The sequence below is a fragment of the Tardiphaga sp. genome, from assembly GCF_044336785.1.
GTDB lineage: Bacteria > Pseudomonadota > Alphaproteobacteria > Rhizobiales > Xanthobacteraceae > Tardiphaga.
Genome location: NZ_JBIIOT010000049.1, coordinates 1 through 17788 on the forward strand (window position 1 = coordinate 1; position 17788 = coordinate 17788).

A 17788-nucleotide genomic window follows, 5' to 3' on the forward strand; every position below is an offset into this window, starting at 1 on the left:
CGCCATAGCGGAGCAGGCGACCATCGGCAGCGTGAAGTTCGAGCCTGCCAATGCGCTGGCCGGTTTCGCGATCGACCATGATGTTGGTTTCTTCGCCGGGCCTGAAGGCATAGTCCTCAGCCCATTGCCGCAGGGCGATCATGATAGGGAAAACCGCGCGCCCTTTGTCTGTCAGGACATAGTCCTGATAGGCGCCGCCAACGGCGGCTTCAGTCAGTGTGAGGATGCCGTCCTCCACCAAGGCCCGCAGCCGAACGGTCAGGATGTTCTTGGCGACCCCAAGGCTTTTCTGAAACTCGCCAAAGCGCTTTTTGCCGAGCATGGCGTCGCGAATGATGAGCATCGACCAGCAATCGCCGATCGACTCCATCGAGCGCGCGATCGGGCAGGCCGCGTCTTTCAGGCTTGTGCGTTTCGCCATGATCTTCTCCTCGAGCCACCAAACGTTCCCGTGATCGGCGCCTTAACTGGTTGCATTATGAAACCATTCGATCTATTTGGCAATATGGTTGCAAAAAGCAACCGATTTGGCAGGAGATCATCATGCGTTTGGCGGGCAAGACGGCGCTTATCACCGGCGGCAATAGCGGGATTGGGCTGACGACGGCGAAACTGTTCGTGGCGGAAGGGGCGAAAGTCGCCATCACCGGGCGCGACAAAGCCAGGCTGGACAAGGCGGTTCAGGAGCTCGGCGCCAACGCGATCGGCATTGTCGCTGACGCCACCGATGTCGCCGCGACCGAGCGGGCTGTGGCGGAAGCCGTCGCCACATTCGGCAAGCTCGATATCGTGTTCGCCAATGCGGGTATCGCCGGCAACACGCCCGTCGGCGGCACCACGCTCGATGTGTTCGAGGCGGTGCTCAAGACCAATATCACCGCCGTGTTCTTCACCGTGCAGGCCGCCGTCGCGCATCTCAACGACAACGCCTCGATCATCCTCAACGGTTCGGTCATCTCCGTGCTCGGCAATCCCGGCTACTCCGCTTATGCAGCGAGCAAGGCGGGCGTGCGCGCCATGGCGCGGGTGATGGCGTCTGAACTGTCGCCACGTGGCATCCGCGTCAATGTGGTCTCGCCCGGTGCAACCGCAACACCGATCTGGGATCGCGTTGCGCCGACACCTGATGCGTTCAACGCCTTCGAGAAGCGGCTATCGCAAACGATCCCGCTCGGCCGCATGGGCAAGCCCGAGGAAGTGGCAAAGACCGTGGTGTTCCTGGCATCGGACGACTCGTCGAACGTGCAGGGCACAGAGATCTTCGTCGATGGCGGATCGACGGCATCGCCTGCCGGCGCGCCGGCATTTCGAGGCTGACACCTTCAACGACCCAGACGCCAGTCATCCGGACGCGCCACGCGGCGCGCCCGGATGACTTGAGTCCGGTTAAGCGGCGCGCAGATCACTCGCCGCCTGCAAGGCGCCTGACACTGCTTTTTCGCGATCTTCGGGACCGGCGCCGATGCCGTCGGCGGCGATGATCTCGAGGTCGGTCACGCCGATGAAGCCGAACAGGCTGCGCAGATAGGTCTCGACATGTTCATAGGCTGCGGCGGGAGCGCCAGCGCCGTAGAAATTGCCGCGCGACACCGCGATGATCACGCGTTTGCCGCCCGCCAGGCCTTCAACGCCGGCAGCGCTATATTTGAACGTTTTGCCAGCCACGGTGATGCGATCGATCCAGGCCTTGAGCTGGCTCGGAATGCTGAAATTATACATCGGCGCGCCGATCACCACGACGTCGGCCGCAAGGAACTCGTCGAGCGCCGCGGTACCCGCCGCCACTTCCGAGGTGGTTGCGGGATCTGACGGGGCGCCTTGCGCTGCGGCGAGATGCGCGCCGGACAGATGGGCAAATGGCGTCGCTGCGACGTCGCGATAGGTCACCGCCAGGCCGGGATTGGCGTCGCTGAGGCGGGCCACGGCGGCAGCCGTGACCTGCCGGCTGACGGAGTTTGGACCGAGCACGCTTGAATCGATGTGGAGAAGTTTCATATCAGTCACCCATGGTATTGGTTTGTAACCAACGCTACATGAGTGACTGTCCGAACCCGCACAAGAAGGCACAATTTTGAAACCCGAGCACACAGATGTGCCCACCCCGGCCGCTCATCACCACGATCCGGCCCATAGCGACTGCCGCGGCGTCGCATCGGTGCTGTCGCGTGTCGGCGACAAATGGAGCGTGCTGGTGATCATGATGCTGGTGGATGGCCCGCGCCGCTTCAACGAGCTGAAGCGCACGATCGGCGGCATCTCGCAGCGGATGCTGACCCTGACCTTGCGCGGCCTGGAGCGCGACGGCCTGGTCACGCGCACCGTCTATCCAACCATTCCGCCGCGGGTGGATTACGAACTCACCGAGCTCGGCCGCGGACTATCAGAACCGGTGAAGGCCCTCGGCGGCTGGGCGCTGACGCATCTGCCGGAAATCACGAGCGCGCGGGAGAAGTTCGACGGCGAGGGCGAGTAAACTCTCCTGTCATCGCCCGGCCTGACCGGGCGATCCAGCACACCCGGAAGCCGCAATGTGTACTGGGTCACCCGATCAAGTCGGGTGACGACAATGACAGGACGGAGTGTGCCACTACACCATCGACACCAGCCCGCCGCCATGCCGCTCCAGCCGTCCCGCAAGCTCCAGCTCCAGCAGCACCACGCGCACCGTTGTCGGCGACACCTTGGCCAGACGGATCAGATCGTCGATGCCGATCGGGCTCGGGCCGAGCAGACCGATGATGCGGGCGCGGTCGCTGTCGTCGGGCTCGTCGAATGACACCTCATCCTCCGCCTCGCGGCTTGGCAGTTCGATCGGCCGCTCCATGATCGGGGCGACGGCATTGATGACGTCGGCGGCCTCGGTCACCAGCGTCGCGCCCTGCTTGATCAGCCGGTTGGTGCCGGCCGCGCGCGGATCGAGCGGTGAGCCGGGGACGGCGAACACCTCACGACCTTGCTCTGCCGCCATGCGCGCCGTGATCAGCGAGCCCGAGCGCTCCGCCGCTTCGATCACCACCACGCCGAGGGCCGCGCCCGAGATCAGCCGGTTACGCCGCGGAAAATCCTTCGCGCGGGGCACATGGCCGAGCGGCATTTCCGAAATCGCGCCGCCGAAAGCGAGCAGGTCGAGCAGCAGGTCTTCATGCTCCGGCGGATAGATCCGCTCATGGCCGCCGGCCAGCACGGCGACACTGCCGCCGGCGGCGCTGGCATGATGCGCGGCCTGATCGATGCCGCGGGCGAGGCCAGAGATGATGACGAATTCCGCATCGGCCAATTCATGCGCCAGCGTCTCGGCGAATTTCAGTCCGGCACCGGAGGCATTGCGCGAGCCGACGATGGCGATCATCGGCCGCGCCATGGCATCGCGATTGCCGCGCATGCCGAGCAGCGGCGGCGCATCGTCGATCGTGGCGAGCCGCGGCGGATAGCCGACCTCGCCGGGGGCGACCAGCGCGACGCCGATCCGGCGGCCGCGCGCAATCTCCCGGTCCGCGTCCTCCTCGCTGCAGATGCGGCCCGAGCGCATGGCGCCGCCACGGCGGGCAAGGTCCGGCAGGCGCTCCAGCGCAGCGCGTGCACTGCCGAACTGGTTGATCAGCGCGCGAAACGTTCGCGGGCCGACATTCTCGCTGCGGATCAGGCGCAGCCAGTCGCGCCGCTGCTCATCGCTCAGGCGGATCGCTGCATGCGGTGAATCGATCAAGCTGTGGCCCCCCATCGTGCAGCTTAATCAACTTGCGGGTGCATTCAATTGACATTCGCAGTTAAGGTGCGAGAGTAGGGGTGAGCCCGTCTGGCTTGTGTTCAGTGATGTCGGCAATGCTGTGGGACGCGAACAACTACCAGCGACCGGGCGCGTCGAGCAATGTGGCCGTCGGGCGTGAGTTCGAGGAAGCCGCGCTGCTGTTCTTCCATTCCGAGGGCGTCATGCTGGCGCCGAACTACTCGCTGCCCGTCGGCCATCGCTCCTTCCGCAAGAAGCGCTTCGATCTCGGCAGCGCCAGCCCGCGGATCATCGTGGAGTGCAAGTCCTATACGTGGACGGTGTCGGGCAATGTGCCTTGCGCCAAGATCCGCGGGCTGAACGAGGCGATCCTGCAGTTCAGCGCAGCACCGCGTGACTATCGAAAAATCCTGTTCGCGCTGCGCCACCTGCATCCGCAATCCCGCGTCAGCCTGATCTCGCATTACATCAAGTGTCACGGCCATCTGGTCGGGCCGGGCGTGGAGATCTGGGAATTCGATCTGGACGCGAAACAGGGCGCGCGGGTGTTTTGAAGGGGACGGATTTCTCAGCCGTAGGATGGGTTGAGCGCAGCGAAAACCCATGCTGTCCGTCGTCGCGGTTGGCTCCGCTGATGGGTTATCGCTCCGGCGCTATCGCGCCTGCGCTCAACCCATCCTACTTCTTGCCGATCTTGCCTTCGCTGCCGTTCAGCAGCCGCTTGATGTTCTCGCGGTGCATGAACCAGAGCAGCACGGTCAGTGCGGCACCCAGGATCGCGAGATGCGGGGCCTTCATGTACCACAGGAACATCGGCGTCAGCGCGCTGGCGGTGAGGGCTGCGAAGGACGAGTAGCGCGAGGTCAGCGCCGTGGCGAGCCAGGCGATGCAGAAGATCAGCGCTGCCGGCCAGAACAGGCCGAGCATCACGCCGATATAGGTGGCGACGCCCTTGCCGCCCTTGAAGCCGAGCCAGACCGGGAAGAGATGGCCGAGAAACGCCGCCACGGCCGCGATCATCGCGGGCGTCGGGCCGCCCAGAATACCCATGATGACGACGGGGATCGTGCCCTTCAGCGCGTCGCAGACCAGCGTGCCGGCGGCGAGGCCCTTGCGGCCGGTGCGCAGCACATTGGTGGCGCCGATATTGCCGGAGCCGATGCCGCGGATGTCTTCGGTGCCCGCCATCTTGGTGATCAGCAGGCCGAACGGGATCGAGCCGAGCAGATATCCGAAAGCGGCGGCGAGGATATAAAGCGGGTTCATGATCGCCCCTTAGACGTGCTCATAGACGGTGCGCCCGCCAACGATCGTGCGGATGACGCGGCCGCTGAAACGCGCCTCGTCGAACGGCGTGTTCTTGCATTGCGACTTGAGATCGGCGGGATCGAGCACCCAGGGCACATCTGTGTCGATGACGATGACATCGGCGACCGCGCCCGCGCGCAGCGTGCCGCCGGGCAGGCCGAGCAGTTCGGCGGGGCGGGTGGACATCGCGCGGATGAGCTGCGTGAGGGTGAGCTCGCCATTGTGCAGCAGGCGCAGGCCGGCGGAGAGCATGGTCTCCAGACCGATGGCGCCGGGTTCGGCTTCGGCGAAGGGGAGGCGCTTGGTCTCGACGTCCTGCGGATTGTGGTCGGACATGATGACGTCGATCAGGCCGGAGGCCACCGCATCCACCAGCGCGCGGCGGTCGTCCTCGACGCGCAGCGGCGGCGACAGTTTCAGATAGGAGCGATATGGCCCGATATCGTTCTCGTTCAGCGTCAGGTGATTGATTGAGGCGGAGGCGCTCACGCGCAGGCCGGCATCGCGGGCGCGCTTCAAAATCTCGACGGACTCGGCGCAACTGATGGAGGCCGCGTGATAGCGCCCGCCGGTCAGCGCCACGAGACGCATGTCGCGCTCCAGCATGATGGCTTCGGCGGCGGTGGGTATGCCGGTCAGGCCGAGCCGCGAGGCGCGCTCGCCTTCATTCATCACGCCTTCGCCGACCAGCGCGGGATCTTCGGTGTAATGCACGATCAGCGCATCGAAATCGCGCGCGTAAGTCAGTGCGCGGCGCATCACCTGCGCATTGGTGATGCTCTTGTCGCCGTCGGTGAAGGCCACGGCGCCGGCGGCGCGGAGGAGACCGAATTCGGTCATCTCCTTGCCTTCGAGGCCCTTGGTCAGCGCCGCCATCGGATGGATGTTGACGATGGCCGTATCGCGCGCGCGACGCAGGACGAAATCCACGGTCGCGGAATTGTCGATCGCCGGCGACGTATCCGGCTGGCAGATGATGGTCGTGATGCCACCCGCCGCCGCCGCATGGCTGGCGGATGCAAAACTCTCGCGATGGCTAGCGCCGGGCTCGCCGACAAAGGCGCGCATGTCGATCAGGCCGGGAGCGACCACCTTGCCGGCGCAGTTGATGACCTCGGTGCCTTCGGGGACGCCGGCGGTGCCGATGCCGCGCTTGGCATCGCGGATCACGCCATCGACGATGAGGACGTCGCCGGTGCTGTCGAGCGTCTGCGACGGATCGATCAGGCGCGCATTGGCGAGGAGAAGCGGGCGGCGGTTTGTCAGCATGAGATCATCGCCGTTTCGAGATGATGGATTTCAGGATCGTGGTCCAGAACCAGACCGTCAGTGCAAAGGCTCCGGTGATCACCACGAAGATGATCGTGAAGATGATGTTCTGCGTCGTAAAGCCCTGTACATACAGCATCACGCCGATGAACACCGTGCCGAGGATCGCGACAAATCTCAGTTTCCGCTGCATCAGTCCGACGAGGAATGACAGCAGCGTCTCCATGGCCGTCACGCATTGGGCAGGTTGCGCGCCAGCGCTTCCAGCACCGCCATGCGCACGGCGACACCCATTTCCACCTGTTCGCGGATCAGCGATTGCGCGCCGTCGGCCACAAGGCTGTCAATTTCCACGCCGCGATTCATCGGGCCGGGATGCATCACCAGCGCGTCAGGCTTGGCATAGGACAGCTTCTTCTGGTCGAGGCCGAAATACTGGAAATATTCGCCGGACGACGGCACGAAGGAGCCGTTCATGCGCTCGCGCTGCAGCCGCAGCATCATCACGATATCGGCGCCGTTGAGCCCTTCGCGCATGTCGCGCATCACCTCGACGCCCATCCGCTCGATGCCCGGCGGCAGCAGCGTGGAGGGGCCGACCACGCGGACGCGCGCGCCCATGGTGTTCAGCAGAATGATGTTGGAGCGCGCCACGCGCGAATGCAGCACGTCGCCGCAGATGGCGATGACGAGGCCTTCGATCCGCCCCTTGTTGCGGCGGATGGTGAGCGCATCGAGCAGCGCCTGCGTGGGATGCTCATGGGCGCCGTCGCCGGCATTGATCACGGAGCCATCGACTTTTCGCGCCAGCAGCTCGACGGCACCCGAGGCGTGATGGCGCATCACCAGGATGTCGGGATGCATCGCATTCAGCGTCATCGCGGTGTCGATCAGCGTCTCGCCCTTCTTGATGGAGGACGAGGCGACCGACATGTTCATGACGTCGGCGCCAAGCCGCTTGCCGGCGAGTTCGAACGACGACTGCGTGCGCGTCGAATTCTCGAAGAACAGGTTGATCTGGGTGCGCCCGCGCAGCGAGGAGCGCTTTTTATCGACTTGCCGGTTCAGCTCGACATATTCCTCGGACAGGTCGAGGAGGCCGGTGATCTCGGCGGCTTTCAGGCCTTCGATCCCCAGCAGATGCCGGTGCGCGAAGACGAAACTGGATTTGGGGGCGCTGGTCATTAAAGCCAAATGCTATAGGCAGAGTTGCCCGGTGGGGCAAGCGTCGATGCACGGGTTCCGGGTTATCCCCCGGTGTGTGGGGGTGGTGGTAGAATTGCAATAATTCTGACCTTTCTCCCATCTCCGTCCCTCATCCTGAGGAGCCGCGCAGCGGCGTCTCGAAGGATGGCCGCGAACTCCCGGAGCCCGGCCATTCATGGTTCGAGACGCGGCCTGCGGCCGCTCCTCACCATGAGGGCGGAGTGGAGGCCGCCCGTAGGGCGGATAAGCCGAAGGCGTCATCCGCCACTTCGACGCCGTGCCGGATTGCGCTAGGCTCACCACCAGAATCCAAACGAGATCCCATGATGACGCAAATGTCTCGATGGTCCGCGCTTTTCAGCCTCGCTCTGCTGCTGGTCTCCACCGCCGCCCACGCCAAGCGCGTGGCGCTGGTCATCGGCAATGACGTCTACACCAACATGCCCGCCGCCCAGCAGTTGCAGAAGGCCGTCAATGACGCCCGCACCATCGGCCGGGCGCTGACCTCCCTCGGCTTCGACGTCACCATCGGCACCAATCTCGGCCGCCAGGCCATGGTGGACAGGCTCTCCGACTTCACCGCCAAGCTCGCGCCGGGCGACACGGCAGCGCTGTTCTTCGCCGGCCACGGCGTCGCCATCGGTGGCGTCAACTATCTGGTCCCCAGCGACGTGCCACCGGTGAATGAGGGGGCCGAAGCCCGTGTCCGCGGCGCTTCGCTGGCGGAGCCGGACATCATCGCGGAAATCCAGGCTAAATCGGTAAGCGTGGCGCTGCTCGTCATCGATGCCTGCCGCGACAATCCGTTTCCGCGCAATGCCGGTCGCTCCATCGGCAGTTCGCGCGGCCTTGCCGATGCGAAACCCGCACGTGGCATTTTCACGATCTACTCCGCCGGCATCGGCCAGACCGCATTGGATCGCCTGACCGACCGCGATCCCGAACCGAATTCCGTCTTCACCCGCATCTTTGCCGAGGAACTGGTGAAGCCGAACCTGCATCTCGGCGATCTCGCGGTGGAAACCCGCGAGCGCGTCGCCGCATTGGCGCTGCGCGCCACCGATCGCGCCGGCAATCCCGCGCCGCATGAGCAGACGCCGGCCTATTACGACCAGACGCTGGGTGGCCGCATCTATCTCGCCGGCACGTCGGTGGAGGCGCCGAAGGTTGCGGCTGCTCCGCCGCCGCCACGCACGGATGTCGCTGCGATCGCGCCGAAACAGGCCGAGGCCGAACGCGCCGCCATTGCGCCGCGGCCAGGTGCACCGAACGAGGTTTGCGCCCGCAATGGTGCCGAGACCTATTGCGTCTCTTCGGTGCTGCCCGGCCAGTTCAACAATGCCTATGGCCCCGCCAATCTGTTCAGCGGCCCGCAGGGTGTCGCATGGGTCGAGGGCCGGTCGGGGCAGGGCGTCGGCGAATGGATCACCGTCGAATTCGATAGCCCGCGCCGCGTCCGCTCCTTTGTGTTCCGCAACGGCTATCAGAAAGACGACGACATCTATCGCAAGAACGGCCGCGTGCGGCGTCTCATACTGCAAACCTCCCACGGGGCGCGCATTCCGCTCGAACTTGACGATCGCTCCGGCGTGCAGACATGGACCCTGACGACGCCGGTGGACGCGCAATGGCTGAAATTCGTGATCGACGACGTCTATCCCGGCAGCCGCTACACCGACACGGCGCTGAGCAAGCTGACGGTGACTTCGGAGCGCATCCGATGAGGCGGGGGGCGAAGCCTGATCGATTGAAAACAAGGCTAGCAGCGACGCTTGGACACCTCTCCCCACCGGGGAGAGGTCGATCCGGCGAAGCCGGAGCGGGTGAGGGGGGCCACAAACTCCGACGCCAAGATCCCCCTCACCCGAAATCTCCGCTGCGCTCCGATGTCGACCTCTCCCCGGTGGGCAGAGGTGTCTGCGCCCGACCTGTTCGTTCTAGCTTCGTGGCTCACGCTCTAGCAGTCGTCATCACAATCTGTGCGCCCGCCCCAGCACAGGCTCTGCCCGATGATTTCGTCTTCCTGCGCGATCTCGATCCCTCCATCCAGCAGGACATCCGCTATGCCGGCGTCAACAATTTCGTTGGCCGCAAGCTCACCGGTTACGACAGTGCCGAATGCGTCGTGAAGCGCTCCGTCGGGCAGGCACTCGCAAAGGTGCAGCAGGAGCTGAGGGCGCAAAATCTCTCGCTCAAGATGCTCGACTGCTACCGCCCGGCACGCGCCTCGCGCGACATGGTGGCGTGGGCACAGGACGGCTTTGAGACGCCGGCGCAGAAGCGCTACAATCCATCCTTCAACAAGGCCGATCTGTTTCGTCTCGGCTATATCGCCGAACGCTCCGGCCATTCCACGGGCGCCGCCGTCGATCTCACGCTGGTCGATCTCCGTGCCCCGGCGTCAGCGCCATTCGATCCCGCCAAGACTTACGGCAGTTGCATCGCTCCGGAAGCGCAGCGCGCGCCGGAAGCGAGCGTCGACATGGGCACGGGCTATGATTGTTCCGACGCCAAGGCATGGACGGCCTCGCGTGCCATCAGCGCCGCGCAGCGCCGCTGGCGCGACCTTCTCGTGACGGCGATGCGCAAACAGGGATTTGCGAACTATTCGAAGGAGTGGTGGCACTTCTCGATGCCCGGTGTCGGCAGCAAGGCGTATGATTTTCCGATCAGAAGATGAAAGCTCGGTGCCGTAGGATGGGGTGAGCGAAGCGAAAACCCATCGGCCGAACGATGTGGCAGGCTCCGCTGATGGGTTTTCGCTCCGGCGCTGCGCGCCTGCGCTCAACCCATCGTACGCCACGGCGCCTCGTATTGAGGCCCGATCCATCGTAAAATGATTCGCACCACGCTCCCTCTGCCGGAACATCTCGATGACCTCTGCCACGTCAGCAAAACATGCGGTGCTCAACCAGTCGCCGCCGCTCGAAGACGTCAATCTGTTCGAGATCGATCGTCCGCTGGTGGAGGCAGTCGCGTTCAATGACGGGTCGAGCGCCTATGTCGACCACGCGGATTTCGGCAAGGCATGGGGCTCTGCCGCCATGGCGGAGCGCGCGCGGCTCGCCAATGAGAACACGCCGAAGCTGCGAACCTTCGACGCGCGGGGCAATCGCCGTGACTTCGTCGAGTTTCATCCGGCCTATCATGAGCTGATGTCGGCGAGCGTCGCTGGCGGCCTCCATAATTCGACCTGGGCCGCAGACGGCAAACCCAAAGGCCGCGCATCCGAAGTCATGCGCGCCGCAAAGTTCTACATGGCTGCGCAAGTCGAGACCGGGCATCTTTGTCCGATCACGATGACGCGCGCCGCCGTCGGCGCGCTTTCATCGCAGCCGGACGTGCTGGCGCAGGCGATGCCGGTCATCGGCAGCAGGACGTATGACCCAAGCTTCAAGCCGTGGTCCGAGAAATCGGGCATGACGCTCGGCATGGGCATGACCGAGCGGCAGGGTGGCACGAATGTCCGCACCAACATGACCATCGCCAAGCGCGATGGCGATGCATTCCAGATCACGGGCCACAAATGGTTCATGTCGGCGCCCATGTGCGACGCCTTCCTCGTGCTGGCGCAGGAGGAGAGCGGGCTGAGCTGTTTCTTCATGCCGCGCTTCCGGCCCGATGGCTCGCTCAACGCGCTGAATTTCCAGCGCCTCAAGGACAAGCTCGGCAATCGCTCCAATGCGTCGTCGGAAGTCGAATTCAACGAGGCCTACGCGCTGCGCATCGGCGACGAGGGCAAGGGCATCCGCACCATCATCCAGATGGTGCAACTGACGCGGCAGGATTGCGCCATTGCATCCGCCGGCCTGATGCGCTCGGGTCTCGCGCATGCGCTGCATCACACCCGCCATCGCAGCGTGTTCCAGAAACATCTCGCCGATCAGCCGATGATGCAGAGCGTGCTCGCCGATATGGCGCTGCATGTGGAGGCGACCACCGCGCTGGTGATGCGCCTGTGTCGCGCCTTCGATCAGGCGCCGGAAGATCCGATGGAAGCCGCTTACATGCGGTTCCTCACGCCTGTCGTAAAATACTGGGTCTGCAAATCCGCGCCGGGTTTCCTCTATGAGGCGATGGAGTGCCTCGGCGGCAATGGCTATGTCGAGGAGGGGATCCTCGCACGGCATTATCGCGAAGCGCCGGTCAATGCGATCTGGGAAGGCTCTGGCAATGTGATGTGCCTCGATGTGCTGCGTGCGCTGGCGCGCGAAGGCGATGCGGCGACCGGCGTGCTGCAGGATCTGATGCAGGACACGCACGGTTTGCCCGGCGCATCGGATGTCGCGTCCTTCGTGATCCGCACCTTGTTGCGTCCCGATAGCGAGCGCGCCGCCCGGCAGGCGGTGGAGGCGTTGGCCATGCTGGCGGCGACTGCAGCGCTCAACGTGATTCATCCGCCGCATGCGGAGCTGTTTGCCCGCACGCGGCTCGATAGCCCGCGCAGCATGCTCTATGGCGCAGCGGATATCAGCGAGGCGCAGGCGCGCGGCCTGCTCGAGCGGGCATTGCCGCTGTGAGTACCATCGAGACGCCGTCACCGACTGATCTGCCGCCTGCGACGAAGCCGCCACGCGTCTGGAAATTCTGGGGCACCACGCTGTGGGGCGTGCTCGCTTTCGCCGCCATGTCCATCGGGCAGCTCACGGTGGTCGCCTTCCAGGTGATCAAAAGCGGCGAGCCGATCGATCTCGGCCTGATCGTCAAATCGGTCAGCAGCGGCACCACGGTGGCACTCTCCGTCATCATGGGATTGCCTGCCGTCTGTCTCGCGCTCTGGCTGGCCATCCGCATCGCGCGAAATTCCTTCACCGATTATCTCGGCCTGCGCGGCACCTCCTGGAAGAACTGGCTGCTCGGCACCGTGGCGCTGATCGTGCTGGTCGGTGCATGGGAAGTGCTGGCCAAACTCACCGGCCATAAATCGGCGCCGGGCTTCATGCTCGATGTAGTGAACTCATCGCGCGCCGATGGAACGTTGTGGCTGCTGGTGATTGCGCTCACGGCAGGCGCCGCGATCACCGAGGAGATTCTTGCGCGCGGCTTTCTGTATCGCGGCTGGTCTGAATCTTTCCTGCGGCCCGTCGGTGCGATCGTGCTGTCATCGCTGGTCTGGACCGCGATGCATGCGCAATATTACGATCCGTTCCTGTTCAGCCAGGTCTTTAGCATGGGCTTGCTGTTCGGCTATCTCCGCCATCGCAGCGGCTCGACATGGCTCACGATCTATCTGCACGCGCTGAACAATTTTGCCGCGACGGTGCAGACGCTGTTGATCGCGAACGGTGTGATCTCGCCGTGAACGTAGGGCGGATGAGCGCAGCGTCATCCGCCGGCGGACTATGTGGTGGAAACGCCGCGGCGGATGACGGCTTCGCCTCATCCGCCCTACTGTTGCTCGGCGAAGGCGATGAACACCGGCATGGTCAGCACGGCCAGCGCCGTCTGGATCGTCAGCACCTGCGCCAGCATCGGCGCATCGCCGCTCATCTGCCGCGCCAGCACATATGCATTGGAGGCCGCCGGCACCGAGGCAGCGCAGGCGACCACCGCAAGGCTGGTGCCGGACAGGCCGAAAGCCATACCGAGACTGATCGCAATCGCCGGCATCACCGCAAGCTTCAGCACGATGGTGATGAGTGCCGCGGCACCGGGCTTGTGCAGGCCTTCGAGATGCAGCCCGGCGCCGACGACGAGCAGGCCCAGCGCCAGCGAGCATCGCCCGAGCGCATCGAGGAATTCATGCGCCGGCCGCGGCATCGGCAATCCCGCGACATTGATGGCGAGGCCGATGATGCAGGCCCAGATCAGCGGATTCTTGGCGATGGTCTTGAGCAGTGTCGGCCACGCCATTTTCTGCGGCGAGGCGTAATGCGCCAGCACCCATACCGCGAGAATGTTCAGCAGCGGGATCATCGCCACCATGGCGACGGAGGACAGCGTGATGCCGATCTCGCCCCACAGATTGCCGGCGACCGACAGCGCCACAAAAGTCTGCCAGCGCGTCGCGCCCTGGAAGAGTGAGGTAAAGCTCGGCCCGCTCAGCCCGATGGTCCGCGCCAATATTGGCTTCAGCGCGAGACACAGCAGCGACATCACGATCACCGCCAGCAACAGCGCACCGCCGACACCCGCGATCGGTACGGATTTCAGATTGGCGCGCGCCAGCGTGTCGATGAGGAGGGCCGGGAACAACACGTAATAAACAAGGTTCTCGACGCCGACCCACATGGGATCCTGTTGCATGATCGACCGCCGCAGCCCGAAGCCGAGCACGATCAGCAGGAAGACCGGAACAAGGGCCGCAAACACGGTCAACATGGTCAGCGGATATCCGGCGACCGCGACAGCGCCGCGAGGCGATCGAGCGCGCCCTGCAGGATGAAGATCGCCGCATGCTGGTCGATCACTTTTGCGCGCTTGGCACGGCTGACATCATTGGCGATCAGCTCGCGCTCCACGGCGGCGGTGGACAGCCGCTCGTCCCAGAACCCGATCGGCATCTCGGTGAGCTGCGCCAGGTTGCGCGCAAAGGCCCGCGTGGATTGCGCCCGCGGTCCTTCGCTGCCGTCCATGTTGATCGGCAGTCCCAGCACGATCCCGCAGATATTCCGCTCGGCGGCGAGGGACAGCAGCCGCGCCGCATCCGCCTTGAACGCCTTGCGCTCCACCGTCTCGACCCCGGTGGCCAGACGGCGGTCGGGATCGGACACGGCGACACCGATGGTCTTGGTGCCGAGATCGAGGCCGATCAGCGCCCCGCGCGCGGGCAGATGCGCGGCGGCATCGATGAGGGGGAGGATGAGAGCGGGCATGCGCCGCCAATAGCATGGGTTGCGATGGGGTCAAATGTCGCCGCGGGCTCGCCGGGCCGTGAATGGCCGTTGCTGCACTGCCATGCTAAGGCTGGTTCCGACCCGGCAACGAGGCGCGGGCCTGTCTCAAGTCTGTCCCACAGTTGCCGCAAGGATGCCGCAACAACGGGCGGCTTTTCTCGCGAAAACAGGTTGTTCTGACATGTGGCCGGACCGTCGTTTAATCGATTTGCTGAAGCTCGAAGCCCCCATCGTGCAGGCGCCGATGGCCGGCGCGCATGACCAGGCGCTGGCGATCGCTGTGGCACAGGGCGGCGGATTGGGCTCGCTGCCTTGCGCGATGATCTCTGCCGACAAGGCGCGCGAGCAGGTGCAGGTGTTCCGCCAGCAGGTCTCGGCGCCGGTCAATCTCAATTACTTTTGCCACGTGCCCGTCGAAGCCGATGCGGCGAGCGAGGCGCGCTGGAAGACGCGGCTCGGCGCCTATTATGCCGAGCACGGCATCGATCCCAATGCGCCGATCAATGCGGCCAACCGCGCGCCATTCGATGAGGCAATGTGTGCGCTGGTGGAAGAGCTGAAGCCCGAAGTGGTCAGCTTCCATTTCGGCCTGCCGGCGCCCGCGTTGCTGAAGCGCGTGAAGGCGGCGGGCGCGGTGGTGCTGGCGTCGGCCACCATCGTGCGTGAGGCGGTCTGGCTCGAGCAGAATGGTGCCGACGTGATCATCGCCCAGGGCGCCGATGGCGGTGGCCATCGCGGCATGTTCCTGACCGATGACATCGCCACCCAGCCGGGCACCATGTCGCTGCTGCCGCAGGTGATCGATGCGGTGAAACTGCCGGTGATCGCGGCCGGCGGTATCGCCGATGGCCGCGGCATCGCCGCAGCTTTCGCGCTCGGCGCGGCGGGGGTGCAGATCGGCACCGCCTATCTGCGCACGCCGGAATCAACGCTCGGTGCACCGAATCGCGCAGCATTGAAGGTGGCCTCCGACGAGACCACAGTCATCACCAATGTCATGACCGGCCGTCCGGCCCGCGGCGTGATCAACCGCGTGATGCGCGAAGTCGGCCCGGTCTCGCCGGATGCGCCGGCATTTCCGCATGCGGCCACCGCACTTGGCCCGCTGAAGGCGGCGGCGGAGAAGGGCGGCAAGACGGATTTCACCAATCTGTGGGCCGGCCAGGCGGTGCATCTCGGCGGCGAATTGCCGGCCGCGGAACTGACGCGGAAACTGGCGAAGGACGGGTTGGCGCGGATGGAAGCGCTCCGACCGCAGGGCGGATGAGCGAAGCGTAATCCGCCGGCCGAGCGCATGGGACGAAGAGCGGCGGATTACGCCTTCGGCTCATCCGCCCTACGGTCCCGGTTCCTGGCCGCGGTTGCGGCGCGAAAGCTCTGTCTGCTATAGGGCAGGCAGATTTCTCCCAGAGGCCCTATATCAATGTCGGTCGATGCTGCCACCGTTCGCCGTATCGCGCATCTCGCGCGCATCGCGGTCAAGGAGGATGAGGTTCCCCATCTGCAGGGCGAGCTGAATGCCATGCTGGCTTTTGTCGAGCAGCTGCAGGAAGTGAATGTGGACGGCGTCGAACCGATGACTTCGGTGATGCCGATGGAGATGAAGAAGCGCATCGATGCCGTCACCGATGGCGAGATCGTGGACCTCGTCACCCAGAATGCACCGGAAGCCGACGACAATTTCTTCCTGGTGCCGAAGGTCGTCGAGTAACACCGACAGGAAACCGCCATGTGCCTGCTTTGCGACGATGAGAAGGCCTACAGCCTCTACATGGATTATCTCGACCAGATGGAACGTCAGGGCGAGATGAAGGATGTGGATGCCGCCATGGACGCCATTCTCGACAAGGTGCAGGCCGAGCAGATCGCCGACGATAAAAAGCGCCGCGCCATGTTCAACGGCGACGCCCCCGAAAACGACAAGACGCTCTCTCCGTTCTTTTGCAGCCCGGTCAATAAATAGATGACAGATCTGACGTCGCTCACGCTCGCCGAGGCCCGCACCGGCCTTGCGGACAAGTCCTTTACGTCGGTCGAACTGACCGATGCGCATCTGAAGGCGATGGAAGCTGCGCGCGTGCTCAATGCCTATGTGCTGGAGACGCCGGACAAGGCCCGCGAGATGGCGCAGGCGGCGGATGCGAAGATCGCGAAGGGCGAGGGCGGTTCGCTGGAAGGCATCCCTCTCGGCATCAAGGACCTGTTTGCCACCAAGGATGTGCGCACCACCGCGTGCTCAAAGATTCTCGGCAACTTTGTGCCGCCCTATGAGTCCACCGTGACCGCGCAGCTGTGGCGCGATGGCGCCGTGATGCTCGGCAAGCTCAACAATGACGAATTCGCCATGGGCTCGGCCAACGAGACCTCGGCTTTCGGCCCCGTGATCAATCCGTGGCGCCGCGACGGCTCGGACGTCAACCTCGTGCCCGGCGGTTCGTCCGGCGGTTCGGCGTCGGCCGTCGCTGCGGGTCTCTGCCTCGGCGCCACCGCCACCGACACCGGCGGCTCGATCCGCCAGCCCGCGGCCTTCACCGGCATTGTCGGGCTGAAGCCGACCTATGGCCGCTGCTCGCGCTGGGGCACGGTGGCCTTTGCGTCGTCGCTCGATCAGGCCGGCCCGGTCGCGCGCACGGTGCGCGACACCGCGATCCTGACACGCTCGATGGCCGGCTACGATCCGAAGGATTCCACCTCGGTGGATCGCGACGTGCCGGATTACGAGGCCGCCATCGGCAAGTCCGTGAAAGGCATGAAGATCGGTATTCCCAAGGAGTATCGCATCGACGGCATGCCGGCCGAGATCGAGAAGCTCTGGCAGGATGGCGCGAAGCAGCTCGAGGCCGCCGGCGCCGAGCTCGTCGAAGTCTCACTGCCGCACACGAAGTATGCGCTGCCCGCTTACTACATCGTGGCGCCCGCGGAAGCCTCGTCGAATCTCGCGCGCTATGACGGCGTGCGCTATGGCCTGCGCGTGCCCGGCCGCAACCTCGTCGACATGTATGAAAACACCCGCGCCGAAGGTTTTGGCGCCGAGGTGCGTCGCCGCGTGATGATCGGCACCTATGTGCTCTCCGCCGGCTATTACGACGCCTATTACCTGCGCGCGCAAAAGGTCCGCACGCTGATCAAGCAGGATTTTGAGGACTGTTTTGCCAAAGGCATCCACGCCATCCTGACGCCCGCGACACCGTCCGCCGCTTTCGGCATCGGCGAGAAGGGCGGTGCCGATCCGATCGAGATGTATTTGAACGACATCTTCACGGTCACCGTGAACATGGCGGGCCTGCCGGGCATTGCCGTGCCAGCCGGCAAGGACGCGCAGGGCCTGCCGCTCGGCCTGCAGCTCATCGGCCGCCCGTTCGATGAAGAGACGCTGTTCTCGTTGGGCGAAGTGATCGAGCAGGCGTCGGGACGTTTTACGCCGAAGAAGTGGTGGTAGGTT

The 17788-nt window shown here is 64.6% G+C and carries 20 protein-coding genes; 11 read left to right on the plus strand and 9 right to left on the minus strand.

Features of this window, described 5'->3' with window-relative positions; translation table 11 throughout:
- The coding region (locus tag ACIQ2A_RS15170) for a winged helix-turn-helix transcriptional regulator (protein WP_398480550.1) at nt 1–421 on the minus strand (421 nt) is incomplete at its 3' end.
- 122 nt (nt 422–543) lie between these two features.
- Between ACIQ2A_RS15170 and ACIQ2A_RS15175 the strand changes: the two genes are divergently transcribed.
- Nucleotides 544–1317: an SDR family oxidoreductase gene (locus ACIQ2A_RS15175; RefSeq protein WP_398480552.1), complete on the plus strand. Its 774-nt coding sequence runs from the start codon at nt 544–546 to the stop codon at nt 1315–1317.
- A gap of 69 nt (nt 1318–1386) precedes the next feature.
- On the opposite strand, the gene ACIQ2A_RS15180 is transcribed toward ACIQ2A_RS15175, so the two are convergent.
- On the minus strand, nt 1387–1995 hold the full coding sequence (locus ACIQ2A_RS15180; protein WP_398480554.1) for an FMN-dependent NADH-azoreductase: 609 nt from the start codon (nt 1993–1995) through the stop codon (nt 1387–1389).
- Nucleotides 1996–2071: 76 nt separating this feature from the next.
- Between ACIQ2A_RS15180 and ACIQ2A_RS15185 the strand changes: the two genes are divergently transcribed.
- Nucleotides 2072–2473 (plus strand): winged helix-turn-helix transcriptional regulator, encoded by a 402-nt coding sequence (locus ACIQ2A_RS15185; RefSeq protein ID WP_398480556.1) that lies wholly within the window; start codon nt 2072–2074, stop codon nt 2471–2473.
- Between the two features lie 114 nt (nt 2474–2587).
- Here ACIQ2A_RS15185 and dprA read toward each other — a convergent pair whose 3' ends face one another.
- Nucleotides 2588–3703: a DNA-processing protein DprA gene (gene dprA / locus ACIQ2A_RS15190; RefSeq protein ID WP_398480616.1), complete on the minus strand. Its 1116-nt coding sequence runs from the start codon at nt 3701–3703 to the stop codon at nt 2588–2590.
- A gap of 119 nt (nt 3704–3822) precedes the next feature.
- On the opposite strand from dprA, the gene ACIQ2A_RS15195 reads away from it, so the two are divergent.
- Entirely contained in the window at nt 3823–4281 is a 459-nt protein-coding gene (locus tag ACIQ2A_RS15195; RefSeq protein ID WP_398480558.1) for a hypothetical protein, read from the plus strand.
- Between the two features lie 124 nt (nt 4282–4405).
- Here ACIQ2A_RS15195 and plsY read toward each other — a convergent pair whose 3' ends face one another.
- From plsY to ACIQ2A_RS15215, 4 genes are read right to left on the minus strand one after another with little or no spacing between them, the layout of a single operon-like run.
- Complete coding sequence (plsY, locus tag ACIQ2A_RS15200) at nt 4406–4996, minus strand: glycerol-3-phosphate 1-O-acyltransferase PlsY (protein WP_398480618.1); 591 nt, start codon at nt 4994–4996, stop codon at nt 4406–4408.
- Nucleotides 4997–5002: 6 nt separating this feature from the next.
- On the minus strand, nt 5003–6304 hold the full coding sequence (locus tag ACIQ2A_RS15205) for a dihydroorotase (RefSeq protein WP_398480560.1): 1302 nt from the start codon (nt 6302–6304) through the stop codon (nt 5003–5005).
- A gap of 4 nt (nt 6305–6308) precedes the next feature.
- Nucleotides 6309–6530 (minus strand): hypothetical protein, encoded by a 222-nt coding sequence (locus ACIQ2A_RS15210; protein ID WP_398480562.1) that lies wholly within the window; start codon nt 6528–6530, stop codon nt 6309–6311.
- Between the two features lie 5 nt (nt 6531–6535).
- Nucleotides 6536–7489, minus strand: a complete 954-nt coding sequence (locus tag ACIQ2A_RS15215) for an aspartate carbamoyltransferase catalytic subunit (protein ID WP_398480564.1) — start codon at nt 7487–7489, stop codon at nt 6536–6538.
- A 356-nt stretch (nt 7490–7845) separates the two neighbouring features.
- On the opposite strand from ACIQ2A_RS15215, the gene ACIQ2A_RS15220 reads away from it, so the two are divergent.
- The 4 genes from ACIQ2A_RS15220 to ACIQ2A_RS15235 all read left to right on the plus strand — a co-directional run bounded on the left by ACIQ2A_RS15220 (nt 7846) and on the right by ACIQ2A_RS15235 (nt 12812).
- Nucleotides 7846–9234, plus strand: a complete 1389-nt coding sequence (locus ACIQ2A_RS15220; RefSeq protein WP_398480566.1) for an NADase-type glycan-binding domain-containing protein — start codon at nt 7846–7848, stop codon at nt 9232–9234.
- Between the two features lie 221 nt (nt 9235–9455).
- The gene (locus ACIQ2A_RS15225) at nt 9456–10190 is read left to right on the plus strand and encodes a M15 family metallopeptidase (RefSeq protein WP_398480568.1); all 735 of its coding nucleotides are present in this window, start codon (nt 9456–9458) and stop codon (nt 10188–10190) included.
- Between the two features lie 193 nt (nt 10191–10383).
- Complete coding sequence (locus ACIQ2A_RS15230; protein ID WP_398480570.1) at nt 10384–12030, plus strand: acyl-CoA dehydrogenase family protein; 1647 nt, start codon at nt 10384–10386, stop codon at nt 12028–12030.
- 5 nt (nt 12031–12035) lie between these two features.
- Nucleotides 12036–12812 (plus strand): lysostaphin resistance A-like protein, encoded by a 777-nt coding sequence (locus ACIQ2A_RS15235; protein WP_398480620.1) that lies wholly within the window; start codon nt 12036–12038, stop codon nt 12810–12812.
- Between the two features lie 86 nt (nt 12813–12898).
- Here ACIQ2A_RS15235 and ACIQ2A_RS15240 read toward each other — a convergent pair whose 3' ends face one another.
- Nucleotides 12899–13831 carry an AEC family transporter gene (locus ACIQ2A_RS15240; RefSeq protein ID WP_398480573.1) on the minus strand — a complete coding sequence of 311 codons (933 nt, stop codon included), beginning with the start codon at nt 13829–13831 and terminating at the stop codon, nt 12899–12901.
- A gap of 2 nt (nt 13832–13833) precedes the next feature.
- Nucleotides 13834–14325, minus strand: coding sequence for a Holliday junction resolvase RuvX (gene ruvX / locus ACIQ2A_RS15245; protein WP_398480575.1), 492 nt, complete (start codon nt 14323–14325; stop codon nt 13834–13836).
- A 202-nt stretch (nt 14326–14527) separates the two neighbouring features.
- Here ruvX and ACIQ2A_RS15250 point away from each other — a divergent pair, with 202 nt between their 5' ends.
- From ACIQ2A_RS15250 to gatA, 4 genes are all read left to right on the plus strand, one after another.
- Nucleotides 14528–15613 (plus strand): NAD(P)H-dependent flavin oxidoreductase, encoded by a 1086-nt coding sequence (locus ACIQ2A_RS15250; RefSeq protein WP_398480577.1) that lies wholly within the window; start codon nt 14528–14530, stop codon nt 15611–15613.
- Nucleotides 15614–15769: 156 nt separating this feature from the next.
- Nucleotides 15770–16057 (plus strand): Asp-tRNA(Asn)/Glu-tRNA(Gln) amidotransferase subunit GatC, encoded by a 288-nt coding sequence (gene gatC, locus ACIQ2A_RS15255; protein WP_398480579.1) that lies wholly within the window; start codon nt 15770–15772, stop codon nt 16055–16057.
- 18 nt (nt 16058–16075) lie between these two features.
- On the plus strand, nt 16076–16309 hold the full coding sequence (locus tag ACIQ2A_RS15260; RefSeq protein ID WP_398480581.1) for a hypothetical protein: 234 nt from the start codon (nt 16076–16078) through the stop codon (nt 16307–16309).
- Nucleotides 16310–17785, plus strand: a complete 1476-nt coding sequence (gene gatA / locus ACIQ2A_RS15265) for an Asp-tRNA(Asn)/Glu-tRNA(Gln) amidotransferase subunit GatA (protein WP_398480583.1) — start codon at nt 16310–16312, stop codon at nt 17783–17785. It begins immediately after the preceding gene.
- Nucleotides 17786–17788: the final 3 nt, after the last annotated feature.